Here is a 15,572-nt window from a genome sequence, read left to right as displayed (position 1 = left end):
AGTCGATCATCAGGAGATTCCCAACCCTCGTACCGCAGCTGACAGGAGTTCACCCGGCGTTCATTGACTACTGAAATGGCACGACGATTCGTCGTCCAGCGGACAGATTCGCAGTCGTCTCCGGCTACCTTTTGTTAACACGGCACTTGTTTGGTTGGAGCGTTCACCCGCCCCGCACGTCAGTCTCTTGAACCAGGGATGATGAAAGACCGAACAACCGCTGACTTCAAGTCGCCGAGGGTCCTCTACCTGGCCTTCTTCTTCCCGCCCAGCCGGTCAAGCGGGGTGTACCGGGCGCGAGCGACGGCGAACCATCTCGCCGCCGCGGGCTGGGACGTGACGGTGCACACGGCACCGCGCGAATTCTTCACACAGTACATCGGCAGTGTGGACGTCTCTCTCGAGGAGGGCGTGGACGAGCGCATCAAGGTTCGACGTCCGAAGATGGGCTATTTCCGCTGGGAAAGGGACATCCGGCGGTACGGGCGTTTCCGGGCGAACATGCCGGTGCTGGCGAACGCGGGCTACAACTACATGCAGCGGCGGTTCTTCCCGGAGCATTACGCCTCCTGGATCCCGCACGTCGTCGCCCGCGCGCTGCGTGAACACACCCGCAAGCGCTACGACCTGATCGTGGCCACCGGCAACCCCTTCGCGTCCTTCGCGGCCGCCTACTGGCTGAACAAGCTGACCGGCGTGCCCTACGCGCTGGACTACCGCGACTCGTGGACGTTCAACCAATTCACCGAGGAGCACAAGTACCCGGACGGGCATCCGGCCTGGGAGTGGGAGCGCAAGACCCTGGAGCGCTCCTCGCTGACCGCGTTCGTCAACGAGGGCCTGCGTGGCTGGCATGCCGAGCGCTACCCGAAGGCCGCGCCTCAGATGACGGTCGTGCCCAACGGCTGGGAGCCGGAGATCCTCGGACGCGCCACGTATCCGGGTCCGACGACGGGCCGGCCGCTGCGCTTGGGCTACATCGGCACGATCACCGAGGCCATGCCGCTGGACGTACTGTTCGACGGCTGGCGCGCGGCGAAGGCGCATCCGGAGTTCGCGGACGCGACGCTGGAGCTGTACGGACACCTCGGCTTCTTCAAGCAGTCGGCGGACTCGCTGAGCGACAAGATCCCGTTGCACGAGGGCCTCGACATCACGTACCACGGCCCGCTCGCGAAGACCGATGTCGGCGACGCGTACCGAAGCCTGGACGCGCTGGTGTTCTGCGTGCCGGGGGCGAAGTACGTGACCTCCGGCAAGATCTTCGAATACATGGCCACCGGCAAGCCGATCGTCTCGGTGCACGCGCCGGACATCGCGGCCGTGGACGTCCTCACCGGACATCCGCTCTGGTTCGGCATCGACCGGCTCGACGCGCAGGCCGTGTCGAACGCGATGGTGTCGGCCGCGAAGCGCTCGCGGGATCTGACGGAGGCGGACTTCGAGGCCGCCCTCCAGCACGCCGAGCGGTACACGCGGGACAACACGCTCGGGCCGTTCGAGGCCGAACTGCGCAAGATCGCGGGGCGCGACAAATGAGCGACAAGGCTGACAAGACTCTGGCGGTCACGACGCCCTGGCACCCGACGCTGCAGCGCCCTTTCGCCGGATCGTTCGTCCAGGCCACGACGATGGCCGTGCGCGACCTCTTCTCGCGCATCGACCTCTATAACACGGAGGACTGGACCGGGCCCGCGGATCCGGTGCAGGCCCGCATGGTCCGCAAGGGCTATGCCGCGCTGACCTCGGGCCCGTCACCCCGCATCGATCTGACGGCGCACCGGGCCGACGAAGGGTACTGGGTCACCGACATCCCGACCCCGGTCACGCCGAAGAAGCACTACGCGGACTGGGCGCTGTCGCACGAATCCGTGCTCGGACCAGTGCTGAAGAACGGTCAGTTCGAGGCAGACGTCGTCCACGGCCATGTCGGCATCTACGGGGGCTGGCTCGCGCACCGCTTCGCCCGGCCGGACGCGCGCATCGTGTTCACCGAGCACGCCTCGTTCCTCGGCAAGATCCTCGGCCAGCCGCGCTCCCGCGCGATGTACGCCGAGGTGATGGACCGGGCCGACGCCGTGCTCTGCGTCAGCGAGAAGCTTCGCAACGAGCTGATGGCCGCGTTCCCCGGGCACGTCGGCAAGATCCGGGTGGTGCCGAACGCGGTCGAGATCGAGGCCATGCCGGTGCGGCCCGCGCCGGTCGGCCAGCTGCACAAGTGGATCTACATCGGCAAGGTCGTGGCGACCAAGGGCGTAGGCGAACTCGTCGAGGCCTTCGCGATCGCGGCGAAGGACGAGCCGGAGCTGCGGCTCACGATCCTCGGCACGGGGCCGCTGGTCGAACCGCTGCGCGCCCGCGCCGCCGAGCTCGATCTCGGCGAGCGGATCACCTTCCACGACTCCGTGCCCCCGCAGCGCGTCTTCGAGTTCCTGCACGCACACGACCTGCTCGTGCACCCCAGCAAGTCAGAGACCTTCGGCATGACGACGGTCGAGGCCGTCGGCAGCGGAATGCCGGTGCTGGTCACGCGGTGCGGCGGACCGGAGGAGACGCTCGCCGGGCTGGACGGCGTGGCCGGGATGCTGATCGACGTCAGCGAGGACCCCCAGGTCATCGTGGACGGATACCGGCGCCTGGCGGCGCGGACCGCGCAGCTCGACCCGGCCAGGGCGCGTGCGGAGCTGATCGGCCGGTACGGCTCGGCGGCCGTGGCCGCGCGGCTGGCCGAAGTGTACGGCGTAACGGAAGGCCCGACCTCATGAGTGTTCTGCTGGTGGCCATCGGAGTGACCCGGTCCCGGGCGGTGACCGACACGGCCGACTACCTGCTCGCGCGCGGGGTGGACGTGGACCTGCTCACCGTCGAGGCCGGGCCGTGGGAGGCGGCGGGCCTCGACGCCCGGGTCACGCTGCACACCCTCGCCGACGGGGAGGCCGGGCATCCGCTCGCCTGCCTCGGCCGGCTGGTCCGCAAGCTCTCGAAGGCCGCGTACACCAAGGTCTACGCCAAGATCTACCGGCTCTGCCGCCCCTACGTGATGTGGCGGGCCGCCCGCTCCACGGTGGCGCGCAAGATCGACTGGAACAACGTCGAGCAGCTGGTGATCTGCGACTCGCACGCCATCCCGATCGGCTGGCACCTGGCCAAGCGCCACCCCCGGCTGACCGTGGGCTTCGAGCTGGACCGCGCCCCGTACGCGGACCGCCCGGCGAGCGCCGACCGCGAGCCCGCGCCGGCCCCAGCGACCACCACCGCACCAGACCCCCTCCCGTCCACTGCCGGAATCGATGTCGTCGATGGTTGATACGCAGTCCCCGCCCAGGGACGCCTCGCTGGATAACCTGGAACACCACGTGTTCCGGTCCCGCAAGTCCGGAGTACCGAGCATGCGGCGGTACCTACCCGAGCTGTGGGAACGCCGCGAGTTCGTTTACGAGCTCGCCCGCTGCACGCTGCGCGGACAGAACTACACGAATGTGTTCGGTCAGCTCTGGTTGGTCCTCAACCCGCTGCTGATGGGCTGCGTGTACTTCGTCCTCGTCGACATCATCAACGGCAGCAAGCACGCGTCCAACTACTTCGCCGTGCTGCTCGCCGGGCTGTTCCTCTACACCTTCTTCTCCAGCATGCTCTCGCAGTCCGCGGGCTCGATCATCGGCAGCAGCCGGCTCGTGCTCAACAGCCGGCTGCCGCGCCTCGTGATGCCGATCACCCAGATGGTCATCGCGTTCTTCCGCTTCGCGCCCAGCCTGATCGTCCTGTTGGTGGTGCACGAGCTCCAGCACGTCCACTGGGGTGTGGCGGCCTTCTACGCGATACCGGCCTTCCTCGAGGTCGCGATGTTCGGCGCGGGCCTCGGCTTCATCTGCGCCACGGCCCAGGTGTACTTCCGCGACTTCTCCAACTTCCTGCCCTACGTCACCCGGATCTGGATGTTCCTGTCCCCGGTGCTGTGGCAGCTGAACCAGGTGCTGGGCAAGCACGACCTCAAGGCGCACCTGCTCCCGCTCAACCCGCTCTCGCCGATGATCGGGACCTGGGGTGACGCGCTCGTCTACAACGTCGCCCCGCCCTACTCCTGGCTGCTGCAGGGCCTCGCCTGGGGCCTGTGCACGCTGATCGTCGGCACTTTCGTCTTCGTCCGGAGGGAGCGTGAGTTCAGTGTCCGTCTCTGACTCCGTGGAAACACCCGTCACTTCCGCCCCGGCCGCCCCGAAAGCCGCGCCGACCGAGGCCGAACTCGACCAGGCTCTGTCGATCCGGGTCAAGAACGTGAAGGTCGACTACCGCACGATCGTCAACCCGCGGGCGAACACGCTGCGGCACACGCTGACCAACCTGGGCCGCAAGACCAACGACCGCAAGGTGCGCTACATCCACGCAGTGCGCGGCGTCTCCTTCGACGTCACGCACGGCCAGGTGCTCGGCATCATCGGCGCGAACGGCGCGGGCAAGTCCACCATGATGCGCGCGATGGCCGGGATCCTGCCGCCGAGCGAGGGCGAGGTCGTGGTCAACGGCCGGATCAGCGTCCTGCTGGCGCTCGGCGTCGGCTTCAACGGCCAACTGTCCGGCCGGGACAACGTCGTGCTCGGCTCGATGGCCGCGGGCCTGACCCGCAAGCAGGTCTACGAGCGCTTCGACCAGATCGTCGAGTGGGCCGAACTCGAGGACGTCATCGACCTGCCGATGAAGGCCTACTCCTCCGGCATGTACGGCCGCCTCGCCTTCGCGGTCTCCACGCACCTCGACCCGGACGTGCTGCTGGTCGACGAGGCGCTGTCCACCGGCGACGCGCACTTCAGGCGCAAGTCGTACGACAAGATGCAGGAACTCGTCTCCCAGGCCCGCACGATCGTGATCGTCAGCCACGGCATCGCCGCCATCCGGGAGATGTGCGACGACTGCATCTGGATGGACAAGGGCCAGATCGTGCGCCGCGGCAAGCCGGACGAGGTGGCCGACGAGTACCTGGAGTTCCAGGGCGTGCCGCCGACCAAGAAGTCCAACGCCTCGGACGAGACCGCGGAGGACGACGACGACCTGAGCATGATCGACGACTCCCTCAACTCGGGGGACTTCTGAGATGGCCCGCGCGAGCTTCGATGTGACCCTGCTGAGCAGCGGGCACGACGTGGCCGACGCCCGGCTGCACCGGCACTGCGCCGCGCTGCGCCGGGCCGGGCTGCGGGTCGAGGTGATCGCCAAGGGCCGCGCCGAGGACGCCCCGGCCGAGACCGAGTTCCGCTCGATCCGGCCGAAGGGCATCACCGGGCGTGGCGTCAAGGCCCTGACGCTGCCCGGCAAGGCGCGCGGCACCCTGCTGGTCACCCTCGACCCCGACCTGATCCCGGCCGCGCGGGCCAAGCGGCTGTTCTCGCACGGCCGCCGGCTCGCGGTGGACCTGCACGAGGACTACGTGGCCCTGCTGGACGACCGCGCCTGGGCCAAGGGCGCGGCCGGGAAGATCGCGAAGGTCTGGGCGCGCAGCGCGATCGCGCTCAGCCGCCGCGCGGACCTGACCGTGGTGGCCGACCAGCACGTGCCGCCCGCGGACGCGGCGCGCCGCCTGGTGGTGCGCAACCTGCCGGACATGACGCTGCTGCCGGAGCGCGGCGCGCTGGACGGGATCCCGCGCGCGCTGTACGTCGGCGACGTGCGGGACAGCCGCGGTCTGTTCACCATGCTGGAGGCGATCGAGCAGGCTCCGGAGTGGCTGCTCGACGTGGTCGGCCCGGTCGCCGCGCGGGACAAGGAGCGGCTGGACGCCTGGCGCGCCTCCTCCCCCGCCGCCGAGCGGGTGAAGATGCACGGCCGGATGCCCCCGGCCGCGGCCTGGCAGCTGGCCCGCGGCGCGTGGGTCGGGATGTCGCTGCTGCACAGCACTCCGGCGTTCGAGAGCGCCATACCCTCGAAGATCTACGAGTACCTGGCCTGCGGGATGCCGGTGCTCAGCAGCCCGATCAAGCGCGCCGCCGAACTGGTCGAGAAGGCCGGGGCGGGCGCGATCGTCGCGGACGCGACCGAGGCCGGGGCGCAGCTGCGCGCCTGGTCCGGCGAGTCGCGCGCGGAGTTCCAGCTGATGCGCAAGGCGGCGAACGAGTGGGCCGAGCGCGACCTCGGCGCGACGAACCCGCACGACCTGTTCGCGCGGGCCGTCGCGGAGCTCGTGGCCGATGCGCGCGGAACCAAGGCGGCGATGCCCGTGGTGGCGAGGACGCAATGACTTTCGATCAGTCAGTTCGCATCGCGGCCACCGCGGACGTCGACGACCGGGCCGAGATCGGTTCGGGCAGCTCGGTGTGGCACCTGGCGCAGGTACGCGAGCAGGCCGTGCTCGGACGCGACTGCGTGATCGGACGCGGCGCGTACATCGGCACCGGCGTGAAGCTCGGCGACAACGTCAAGGTGCAGAACTACGCGCTCGTCTACGAGCCCGCCGAGGTGGGTGACGGCGCGTTCATCGGGCCTGCGGCCGTGTTCACCAACGACCACCGGCCGCGCTCGGTGGACCCGGACGGCAAGCAGAGGCGCGCGGGCGACTGGCACGCGGTCGGCGTCACCGTCGGCGCGGGCGCCTCGATCGGCGCCCGCGCGGTGTGCGTCGCGCCGGTCCGGATCGGACGCTGGGCCATGGTCGGCGCGGGCGCGGTGGTCACGGCCGACGTGCCGGATTTCGCGCTCGTCGTCGGAGCTCCGGCACGGCGCATCGCGTGGGTGGGCCGTTCCGGGGAGCGGCTCGAGCAGGTGGCTGCCGAGCGAGGCGAGAACGCCGAGATCTGGCGCTGCCCCGAAACCGGCGCCCGCTACCGCGAGGTGGCGGGCGAACTTACGGAGATCGAGTAAATGAGCGTATTCATCCCCCCGGCGAAGCCCGTCATCGGCGAGGACGAGATCGAGGCCGCGGTGCGCGTGATGCGCAGCGGCATGGTGATCCAGGGCCCCGAGGTCGCCGCGTTCGAGCAGGAGTTCTCCGAACTCGTCGGCGGCCGGCACTGCGTCGCCGTCAACGCGGGCACCTCGGCGCTGCTGCTCTCCCTTGTGGCGGCAGAGATCGGCGCGGGCGACGAGGTGATCATCCCGTCGTTCACGTTCGCCGCGACCGCGAACTCGGTGGCGCTGGCCGGCGCGACCCCGGTCTTCGCGGACATCGAACCCGAGACGTTCAACCTCTCCCCCGAGGCCGTCGAGGCCGCGATCACGCCGCGCACCAAGGCGATCATGCCGGTGCACCTCTACGGCCAGGCCGCCGACATGCGGCGGCTGGGCGCGATCGCCGAGCGGCACGGCCTCGCGATCATCGAGGACGCGGCGCAGGCGCACGGCGCGAGCTGGGAGGGCACGCCGGTCGGCGCCTTCGGCCTGGCCGCGGCGTTCAGCTTCTATCCGACCAAGAACATGCACTCGCTCGAGGGCGGCATGGTCGTCACCCCGGACGCCGAGTTCGCGCGGACCATCAGGCTGCTGCGCAACCAGGGCATGGAGCGCCGCTACGCGAACGAGATCGTGGGCTACAACCTGCGGCTCACGGATGTGGCCGCGGCCGTGGGCCGGGTGCAGCTGACGAAGGTCCGCGGCTGGAACGAGCAGCGCCAAGCGAACGCGGCGAAGCTCGACGCCGGTCTCGGCGAGTCCGGCCTCGTGCTCCCACCGACCATCGCCGAGGGCGCGACCCACGTCTACCACCAGTACACCGTGCGTGTCCCGGCCGGGCGGCGGGACACACTGCAGCAGCACCTCACCGCTCAGGGCGTCGGTAGCGCGGTCTACTACCCGACACCGACGCATCAGCTGCCGCCCTTCGCCGGGGCGGCCCGGGACGAGGACCTCCCCGAGACGCTGCGCGCGTCGGCCGAGGTGCTCTCGCTCCCCGTTCACCCGGCCCTGACCGACGCGGACCTTGACCGCATCGGCGAGGCCGTCAAGTCGTACGACTTCGGAGACTGATCCATCATGAGCAAGCCGCGACTGCGGGCGGGCCTGATCGGCGTCGGCGCCATGGGACGGCATCACGCGCGCGTGTTGAAGGCCCTCGACGGCGTGGACCTGATCGCGGCCGCCGACCCTGGCGGAGACCCGTACGGGGTGCTGGCCGACGTCCCGCTGCTGCCGGACGTGCAGAGCCTGATCGCGCTCAACCCGGACTACGCGGTCGTGGTCTGCCCCACCGCGCAGCACGAGCCGGTCGCGCTGCAGCTGGCCGAGGCGGGCATCCCGGCGCTGATCGAGAAGCCGCTCGCGCACGACACGCCGGCCGCCCATTGCGTCGTCGAGGCCTTCGAGAGCCGCGGCCTGGTGGCGGCGGTCGGACACATCGAGCGCTACAACCCGGCGCTGCAGAGCATGCGCACCCGGCTGGAGGCGGGCGAGCTCGGCGACGTCTTCCAGGTGGCGACGCGCCGGCAGGGCCCGTTCCCGAACCGGATCGCGGACGTCGGCGTGGTCAAGGACCTCGCGACGCACGACCTGGACCTGACCGGCTGGGTCACCGGCACGAAGTACACCAGCGTGGCCGCGAAGACCGCGCACCGCAGCGGCCGCCCGCACGAGGACCTGGTGACGGTGCTCGGCGAACTGGACAGCGGCGTGATCGCGAACCACCTGGTCAACTGGCTCTCGCCGCTCAAGGAGCGGGTCTCGATCGTGACCGGCGAGAAGGGCTGCTTCGTCGCCGACACGCTGACCGCTGACCTGACGTTCTTCGCGAACGGCTCGACCCGCACCGAATGGGACGCGATCTCGGTCTTCCGCGGCGTGTCCGAGGGCGACATGACCCGCTACGCGATCCCGAAGCGCGAGCCGCTGGTGCTGGAGCACGAGACCTTCCGCGACGCCGTGGAGGGCAAGACCGACGCCGGTATCGTGACGCTGCGTCAGGGTCTGCGCGCGGTCATGGTGGCCGAGGCCGTCCTCGACTCCGCGCGCACCGGCGCCACGCTCCCGCTCACCCTCCCCTAGTTCCCCTCGTTCTGATCGGACCACTGCCGTGCAGATCTGCGTCTTCGCCCTCGGGAAGATCGGCCTCCCGCTCGCCGTCCAGTTCGCGAACCTGGGCCACCGCGTGACCGGAGTCGACATCTCCCAGCGGGTCATCGACCTGGTGACCGCGGGCGAGGTCCCGTTCCCCGGCGAGACGGGGCTCGACGAGGCGCTCAAGCAGGTCGTCACCGACGGCCGGCTGACCGCGACCCTGGACGGCACCGCGGCCGTCGCCGAGGCCGAGGCCGTGGTGATCGTCGTGCCGCTGATCGTGGACGAGGACGGGGTGCCGGACTTCGGCCCGCTCGACGCCGCCACCAGCGCCGTCGCCGCCGGTCTCAAGCCGGGCACCCTGGTCAGCTACGAGACGACGCTTCCGGTCGGCACCACCCGCGAGCGCTTCGCACCGATGCTCGGCTCCGGTTCGGGCCTGACGGCGGGTCAGGACTTCCACCTCGTCTTCAGTCCCGAGCGCGTCTCCTCGGGCCGGATCTTCGCCGACCTCAAGAGGTACCCGAAGCTCGTCGGCGGCATCGACGAGGCCTCGACGGAGCGCGGTGTCGCGTTCTACCGGCAGGTGCTCGAGTTCGACGACCGGGATGACCTGCCCCGCCCGAACGGCGTCTGGAACCTCGGCACCTCCGAGGCCTCCGAGCTCGCGAAGCTGGCGGAGACGACGTACCGCGACGTGAACATCGGCCTGGCCAACACCTTCGCGCGCTATGCCGACCGCATCGGCGTGGACGTGTCGGCCGTCATCGAGGCCTGCAACAGCCAGCCGTTCAGCCACATCCACCAGCCCGGCATCGCCGTCGGCGGGCACTGCATCCCGGTCTACCCGCGGATGTACCTGTGGAACGACCCTGAGGCCGAGGTCGTCCGCGCCGCCCGCGAGGCCAACGCCGCGATGCCGTCGTACGCGGTGTCGCTGCTGGCCCAGGAGCAGGGCTCGGAGCTCGCGGGCGTGCGCGTGGTCGTGCTCGGCATCGCCTACCGCGGTGGCGTGAAGGAGACGGCGTTCTCCGGCGTCTTCCCAACCGTCGAGGCGCTCAAGGAGCGCGGCGCCGACGTCGTCGTGGCCGACCCGATGTACACCGACGACGAGATCCGCGGCCTGGGCTTCACCCCGTACACCGTCGGTTCCGGCGAGTCCGTCGACGCGGCGGTCATCCAGACCGACCACGTCGAGTACCGGACTCTGACCCCCGCGGACCTGCCCGGCATCAGCATCCTCATCGACGGGCGCCGCATCACCGACCCCGCCGCCTGGACCGCCGTCCGCCGCCGGGTGATCGGCGCCGGGGACTGACGGGGTTCCCGCCTCTCGGGCCTCGCCCTCGCTAGCCTCGGATACGTCGTCTGACGAAAGGACCCGACCCATGTCCGAGACCGTGCTCCCCGAGGGCCCCGGCCCGCAGGACCCGCAGACCCGCCAGCAGCGCATCGACTACGGCCGCAGCGTGCTCGAAGCGCTGAACGCCGAGGCGGCCCGACAGGTGCTGCCCACGCTCAGCGACGTGTCGCCCGCCCTCGGCGAACAGGTCCTGATCGGCTTCGGCGACATCTATTCGCGCCCGCAGCTGAGCCCGCGCGACCGCCAACTGCTCACCCTCGGCATGCTCACGGCGCTCGGCGGCTGCGAGGCGCAGATCGAAGTGCACGTCAACACCTCCCTCAACGTCGGGCTGACCCCGCAGGAGATCGCGGAGGCGCTGCTGCACTCCTCGGCCTACTGCGGCTTCCCGCGCGCGCTCAACGCCACCTTCGCCGCGAGGCGCGTCTTCGAGCAGCGCGGCCTCCTGCCCCTCGACGCCAAGGAGGAGTGAGGGGGCGATCTAGAATCCCGTCCCATGACGGATGCGGCGGATGCGGCGGACGAGACGAGCGGCGCGATTCTGGAAAGGCCGGGGGTGCGGGCGGTCCGGGAGGCGATGCGGGCGGCGGGGATCGCGGACGAGGTACGGGTGCTGGGGGCCTCGGCACCCACGGCGGTCGCGGCGGCGGAGCAGCTCGGCTGTCCGGTCGGGGCGATCGCCAACAGTCTGGTGTTCGAGGCGGACGGCGCGCCGCTGCTCGTGCTCACGAGTGGGTCACACCGCGTGCAGACGGAGGCGCTGGCCGGTCGGATCGGCGTGCGAAGGATCCGACGCGCCTCCGCGGACTTCGTACGGACGGCCACCGGCCAGGCGATCGGCGGAGTCGCTCCGCTGGGTCATCCGACGCCCGTGCGCACGCTCGTCGACGAGGCCCTGGCGGCGTACGAGGTGATCTGGGCCGCCGCCGGACACCACCAGACCGTGTTTCCCTCCACGTTCGCGCAGCTCGTCGCGGCGACGGGTGGAACGATCGTCGCGGTGGACTGAGTCTGGCCGAAGGCCGACCGAGCTCCGGCCGAGGTGCCCGGCAGCGAAACCGAACCGTGATGTAACCGGCCCCATGCGCCGCGCGTAGTCTCACCGAAGTCGCGCGTGGGATCGCGACACCGTGATGGAGGGGGGCGTGATGGCAGTCGAGCTCGAGCAGGATTTCGACGCCTTCTACGCATCGACGCACCGGCGGATCGTCGGGCAGATCTACGCGATGACCGGCAGCCTGCACGAGGCCGAGGACTGCGCGCAGGAGGCCTACGCGCGGGCGTGGCAGCGGTGGGCGAAGCTGTCCGCCGACCACGGCAACCCCGAGGCGTGGGTGCGCACGGTGGCGGCCCGGCTCGCGGTGTCGTCCTGGCGCAAGACCGTCAACCGGCTGACGGCGCACCGCCGCGAGTACCAGGCGGACGAGGTGTCGGGGATGAACCCGGATCACCTCGCCGTGGTCGCGGCGCTGCGCAGGATCTCCGACGAACAGCGGTTGGCGATCGTGCTCTACCACTACGCCGGCCTCTCGGTCGAGGAGATCGCGGTGGAGACGGGTGCGTCGCACAGCTCCGTCAAGGCGCGACTGGCCCGCGGCCGCAAGGCCCTGGCGCCGCATTTGACCGAATTCGCGGACAGCTTCGAGAAACCCCGTACTCCGCGCACGTACGAGCAGCCGCAGACCAGCCGACGGGAGATCTAGCCGTGTCCAAGGACTTCGACACCACGCTCTCCGACGCCATCGATCTCGCGTCGCGAGCCGCGCACACCTCGGGCGCCACGGCAGCCCGAATCCGAGGGAGGGAACGCACCATGCGCAAGCGAATCGTCATCTCCACCACGTCTTTCGTCCTCGTCGCGGCCGGCGCGGGCGCCGCGTTCGCGGTCACGTCGCAGAACGGCGGCCTTCCGCACCCGACGGCCGCCAGCCCGAGCAGCACGGCGAGCCAGACTGCCACTGCGAAATCCAGCCCGAGCAGCACGCCGACGACGAGCACGAGCGCGAGCGGATCGCCGGGCACGTCCGGCGCCGCGAGCTCGACGACGCCGTCGGGTTCCACCTCCGGGACCACCGCGTCCGAGCACTGGCTCACCGCGGCGCAACTGCCCTACGAGAGCACCATGAACTGGAGCTCCAACAGCCCGATCAGTTGCGCCGCGGGAAGCTTCGCCATCTCGGATCTCTACCCGGGCGGCTGCTCCGAGCACACGATCCCCACCGACCCGCACCCCGCTCAGAAGATGGACACCGTGGTCTTCGGCTCGACCGGCGTGCCGACGGGGAACGGCGCGTGGGCCGGAACCACCGCCGACCAGGAGTTCTACACCTACGCGAGCGCGGCCGAGGCCCAGTCGGCGTTCCAGTACATCACGCAGTCGATCCTCGGCGAGGACTCGTCGTTCGCCGGAGATCGGGACGCCAGCAACAACCTCGCGGTGACCAGCACGACGACCGAGACCGCGCACTCGAGCGGCGCCGTCGCCATCGACAGCGAGCTGCGCGACAGCAACGGCAAGCCCGCGCAGCTCAACGGCAACCCGGGCGACGCGTCCGACCGGCACTACTTCTTCGCCGTCAAGGGCAATATCGTCGAGATGCTCGTGATCAAGGGCGGCCCGTCGGTCAGTGTCACGGCGAACGACGCGTCGTATCTCCAGACCGTCATCAATGCTCTGAGCTGACCCCGGTCTGAGCTGATTATGGCGAGTGCGTCCAGATCGTCAGCAGGTAGCCTCCGTACCACGCGGAGAGTCCCGCGCAGACGACGAGGGCGCACGTCGCCACGTAGAGCTTGCGTCGGGCGAGGAACGCGGCGGGGGGAAGCAGCAGCGGGAAGTCCGGCATCAGGAAGCGCGCTTCGGCATGGAAGTACGTCGGGCCGATGAACAGCGCCAGCGCGACCGACAGCCAGGCGAACGCGAGGACCGGCAGGCCCTTGGAGCGCATGCGGCGGCTGAGCGTCAGGGCGAGCGCGAAGAGCAGGGAGAATCCGAGTACGTAGACGGGAACCTGGTAACCGAGCGCCAGCGGGTGCGTGATCGATCGCTCGATCTGATGCCAGACGCCGATGAGGCTGGGGGAACTCCCCCAGCCTCGCTGCTCCATGTACGAGAAGCCGTCCCAGCGGCCGAGTTCGATACCGACCCAGCCGAGGTACGCGAGTGTGCCGAGCGGCCCCATCGCCGTGGCCACCCACGGAGCCCAACCGCGTTCCCGACGTTCACCGCGCACCAGCACCGCGAGCAGGCACACTCCGATCGTCAGCGCGGCGGCCACGCCGGTCGGGTGGGTGAGCCCGGCGAAGAACGCCGCGATACCGGCCGCGATCCAGCGCTCTCGCAGCAGGAAGAGCACGGTCAGAGCGGCGAGGGCCGTGTACAGAGACTCGGGGTACGCCATCGACTCGACGATCGCGGTCGGCAGCGCGCCCCAGAGCGCCGCGAGGATCACGCCAGTCCGCTTGTCGTACAGGTGCTCGCCGATGCCGCACATCGCGATCGCGGCCACGATCCCGGCCGCGAGGCTGAGCAGCAGCGCCGCCGGGACGACGCCGATGACCAGACCCACCGCCGCGGTCAGGAATGGGTAGAGCGGGAAGAAGACGATGTCGGTGTTGACGAGGCTGCCGTCGGGCCGGTAGGTCAGCGCCGTGTCATAGCCGTGCCGCGCGACCGTGAGGTAGAACGAGCCGTCCCACTTCGTCAGCAGCGAGGCGATATGGCCCGGGTGCGTCGCCATCGCCGCGAGCACGACGAGACCGATGGCCCGGACGGCGCAGTACGCGATGATCTCAGGCGCGTGCCTTCGCAGCCGTGCGCGGGCGGCGGTAGCCGCCGTCCGGCCGCGCGTCTCCACGACCGGACGTTGAGTTGATTGCGCCACGCTATCCGGCCCACTTGCCGCTCAGGAACATGTAGGTGATGACGAACATCACCGGAGCGGAGAAGGTCAGATAGACGGACTTGAACCACGGCTTGCGCACGCACCAGACGCCGAGCATCGCCCACAGCGGCCACCAGCTGAGCATCTCGCGGTTGACCGAGAGGTACACGTGCGAGGTGGCGAGCGTGCCGACGGACAGGCCGACGTACACGAACTCGGCCCAGCGGCGCTTGTAGGCGAGCCAGAGCACGAGCGCGATGCCGATGAACGTGACGACGAGTTCGAGCTGGTACTCCCATGCGTTCTCGGCGACCATCGCGCGGCCGAAGGCGTAGTGCCAGGTGTTGGCGAGCGTGCGCCAGGGATAGGTGATGTGCCGGTTCCAGCCGGTGGCTTCGGCGTGCTCCCAGGCGTTCCAACTGTGCGTCAGTTGGTGCAGGTAGACCATGAACGCGGCCACGGGCAGCACCGGAAGGGCGAGCGGCCAGCCCTTCAGCCATTCGCGCAGCCCGCGCGGTCGGGATTGCAGGAACAGGATGCCGACGCCCGCGAGCACGAACAGGCCGTTGATGTGGATGGCCGACGCGAGGGCGAGCAGGATTCCGACGCGCAGCCACTGGCCGCGGCGCGCGTAGATCCAGGCCCACAGCGCGCAGGCCAGGAACGGCGCCTCGGTGTATCCGGCGGCCATGAAGACGGCTGCCGGGGCCCAGACGAAGAGGATCAGGCCATCGCGGGCCGCGGTGCGCACGCCGTTGGCCGAGAGCCCCGCGGCCTCGGCCTCCATGGTGATGATCCGCACCAGAGCGAAGCAGGCGATCGCGCCGCAGACGAGCGAGATGATCAGGCCTGAGTAGACCCACGAGCGAAGCACGAAGTGGACGACGTACAGCAGTATCGGGTAGCCGGGGAAGAAGGCGATCGACGCGCCGTGCCGGGCGTGCAGCGTGTATCCGTCCGCTGCGATGTTCTGATAGCGCAACCAGTCCCAGCGCTGCCAGACCGAGGCGTAGCCGTGCGGGTCCTTGGCCGTGTAGCTGAAGCCGGTCCAGGCGACGCCCCAGGTGATGAGCAGCATCGGCACCCGGGAGAGCAGCCACGTCTTGAGCGCGTCCTCCTGGAGGTCGCCGATCCCGAGCCGCGCCCGCCAGGGGTCGGCGGCCGCGGTCAGCCGGTCGTGCAGGGCCGCCAGCGGTCCGCTCGCGGGGCGCACGTCGGATGTGGCGGCGTCGTCGGCGGAGGCGGGTTGATCAGATTCAAGAAGTCGTACGTCGGAATCCACGGCGGCGAAGTTATGCCGTACAGGTGACCGGTTTGCGAAATACACATGGCCGACACCCGAAGAACGCACA

At 69.9% G+C, this 15,572-nt stretch carries 16 protein-coding genes; 14 read left to right on the top strand and 2 right to left on the bottom strand.

Translation table 11 applies throughout. The features are described 5' to 3' along the window. The first annotated feature begins 201 nt into the window (after positions 1 to 201). From VG296_RS07500 to VG296_RS07435, 14 genes are all read left to right on the top strand, one after another. Complete coding sequence (locus tag VG296_RS07500) at positions 202 to 1,539, top strand: glycosyltransferase (RefSeq protein ID WP_325564496.1); 1,338 nt, start codon at positions 202 to 204, stop codon at positions 1,537 to 1,539. Beyond that, positions 1,536 to 2,765 (top strand): glycosyltransferase, encoded by a 1,230-nt coding sequence (locus tag VG296_RS07495; RefSeq protein WP_325564495.1) that lies wholly within the window; start codon positions 1,536 to 1,538, stop codon positions 2,763 to 2,765. Before VG296_RS07500 ends, VG296_RS07495 begins: the two co-directional genes overlap by 4 nt. After that, positions 2,762 to 3,307 carry a hypothetical protein gene (locus VG296_RS07490; protein ID WP_325564493.1) on the top strand — a complete coding sequence of 182 codons (546 nt, stop codon included), beginning with the start codon at positions 2,762 to 2,764 and terminating at the stop codon, positions 3,305 to 3,307. Before VG296_RS07495 ends, VG296_RS07490 begins: the two co-directional genes overlap by 4 nt. A gap of 82 nt (positions 3,308 to 3,389) precedes the next feature. Continuing rightward, entirely contained in the window at positions 3,390 to 4,178 is a 789-nt protein-coding gene (locus VG296_RS07485; RefSeq protein ID WP_325564491.1) for an ABC transporter permease, read from the top strand. Further along, complete coding sequence (locus VG296_RS07480; RefSeq protein ID WP_325564489.1) at positions 4,165 to 5,088, top strand: ABC transporter ATP-binding protein; 924 nt, start codon at positions 4,165 to 4,167, stop codon at positions 5,086 to 5,088. Before VG296_RS07485 ends, VG296_RS07480 begins: the two co-directional genes overlap by 14 nt. Before the next feature lies 1 nt (position 5,089). Continuing rightward, complete coding sequence (locus VG296_RS07475) at positions 5,090 to 6,229, top strand: glycosyltransferase (protein WP_325564487.1); 1,140 nt, start codon at positions 5,090 to 5,092, stop codon at positions 6,227 to 6,229. Then, positions 6,226 to 6,849, top strand: coding sequence for an acyltransferase (locus tag VG296_RS07470; protein WP_325564485.1), 624 nt, complete (start codon positions 6,226 to 6,228; stop codon positions 6,847 to 6,849). The genes VG296_RS07475 and VG296_RS07470 overlap by 4 nt, the downstream gene beginning before the upstream one ends. Then, positions 6,850 to 7,950, top strand: a complete 1,101-nt coding sequence (locus VG296_RS07465; RefSeq protein WP_325564483.1) for a DegT/DnrJ/EryC1/StrS family aminotransferase — start codon at positions 6,850 to 6,852, stop codon at positions 7,948 to 7,950. 6 nt (positions 7,951 to 7,956) lie between these two features. Continuing rightward, on the top strand, positions 7,957 to 8,961 hold the full coding sequence (locus VG296_RS07460) for a Gfo/Idh/MocA family oxidoreductase (RefSeq protein ID WP_325564481.1): 1,005 nt from the start codon (positions 7,957 to 7,959) through the stop codon (positions 8,959 to 8,961). Between the two features lie 28 nt (positions 8,962 to 8,989). Beyond that, positions 8,990 to 10,291 carry a nucleotide sugar dehydrogenase gene (locus VG296_RS07455; RefSeq protein WP_325564479.1) on the top strand — a complete coding sequence of 434 codons (1,302 nt, stop codon included), beginning with the start codon at positions 8,990 to 8,992 and terminating at the stop codon, positions 10,289 to 10,291. A 70-nt stretch (positions 10,292 to 10,361) separates the two neighbouring features. Continuing rightward, the gene (locus VG296_RS07450) at positions 10,362 to 10,808 is read left to right on the top strand and encodes a carboxymuconolactone decarboxylase family protein (RefSeq protein ID WP_325564477.1); all 447 of its coding nucleotides are present in this window, start codon (positions 10,362 to 10,364) and stop codon (positions 10,806 to 10,808) included. A 24-nt stretch (positions 10,809 to 10,832) separates the two neighbouring features. Beyond that, positions 10,833 to 11,345, top strand: coding sequence for a YbaK/EbsC family protein (locus VG296_RS07445; RefSeq protein WP_325564475.1), 513 nt, complete (start codon positions 10,833 to 10,835; stop codon positions 11,343 to 11,345). 139 nt (positions 11,346 to 11,484) lie between these two features. After that, positions 11,485 to 12,039 carry a SigE family RNA polymerase sigma factor gene (locus VG296_RS07440; protein WP_325564473.1) on the top strand — a complete coding sequence of 185 codons (555 nt, stop codon included), beginning with the start codon at positions 11,485 to 11,487 and terminating at the stop codon, positions 12,037 to 12,039. A gap of 2 nt (positions 12,040 to 12,041) precedes the next feature. Beyond that, positions 12,042 to 13,019, top strand: a complete 978-nt coding sequence (locus VG296_RS07435) for a hypothetical protein (protein ID WP_325564471.1) — start codon at positions 12,042 to 12,044, stop codon at positions 13,017 to 13,019. A 16-nt stretch (positions 13,020 to 13,035) separates the two neighbouring features. Here VG296_RS07435 and VG296_RS07430 read toward each other — a convergent pair whose 3' ends face one another. Next, positions 13,036 to 14,193, bottom strand: a complete 1,158-nt coding sequence (locus tag VG296_RS07430; RefSeq protein ID WP_325564469.1) for a hypothetical protein — start codon at positions 14,191 to 14,193, stop codon at positions 13,036 to 13,038. 28 nt (positions 14,194 to 14,221) lie between these two features. Then, positions 14,222 to 15,502 (bottom strand): mannosyltransferase family protein, encoded by a 1,281-nt coding sequence (locus VG296_RS07425; protein ID WP_325564467.1) that lies wholly within the window; start codon positions 15,500 to 15,502, stop codon positions 14,222 to 14,224. Between the last annotated feature and the right edge of the window lie 70 nt (positions 15,503 to 15,572).

This window comes from Actinospica sp., assembly GCF_035552695.1.
Lineage (GTDB): Bacteria > Actinomycetota > Actinomycetes > Streptomycetales > Catenulisporaceae > Actinospica.
Note: the sequence above shows the minus strand (reverse complement) of the source record. Positions and strands in the feature narration are given on the sequence as shown.

Bases quoted from the DNA above. Each gene is read 5' to 3' on its own strand.
- VG296_RS07500 (WP_325564496.1), top strand. From the start codon at position 202: ATGAAAGACCGAACAACCGCTGACTTCAAGTCGCCGAGGGTCCTCTAC.
- VG296_RS07450 (WP_325564477.1), top strand. From the start codon at position 10,362: ATGTCCGAGACCGTGCTCCCCGAGGGCCCCGGCCCGCAGGACCCGCAG.
- VG296_RS07475 (WP_325564487.1), top strand. From the start codon at position 5,090: ATGGCCCGCGCGAGCTTCGATGTGACCCTGCTGAGCAGCGGGCACGAC.
- VG296_RS07440 (WP_325564473.1), top strand. From the start codon at position 11,485: ATGGCAGTCGAGCTCGAGCAGGATTTCGACGCCTTCTACGCATCGACG.
- VG296_RS07495 (WP_325564495.1), top strand. From the start codon at position 1,536: ATGAGCGACAAGGCTGACAAGACTCTGGCGGTCACGACGCCCTGGCAC.
- VG296_RS07490 (WP_325564493.1), top strand. From the start codon at position 2,762: ATGAGTGTTCTGCTGGTGGCCATCGGAGTGACCCGGTCCCGGGCGGTG.
- VG296_RS07465 (WP_325564483.1), top strand. From the start codon at position 6,850: ATGAGCGTATTCATCCCCCCGGCGAAGCCCGTCATCGGCGAGGACGAG.
- VG296_RS07470 (WP_325564485.1), top strand. From the start codon at position 6,226: ATGACTTTCGATCAGTCAGTTCGCATCGCGGCCACCGCGGACGTCGAC.
- VG296_RS07485 (WP_325564491.1), top strand. From the start codon at position 3,390: ATGCGGCGGTACCTACCCGAGCTGTGGGAACGCCGCGAGTTCGTTTAC.
- VG296_RS07460 (WP_325564481.1), top strand. From the start codon at position 7,957: ATGAGCAAGCCGCGACTGCGGGCGGGCCTGATCGGCGTCGGCGCCATG.
- VG296_RS07445 (WP_325564475.1), top strand. From the start codon at position 10,833: ATGACGGATGCGGCGGATGCGGCGGACGAGACGAGCGGCGCGATTCTG.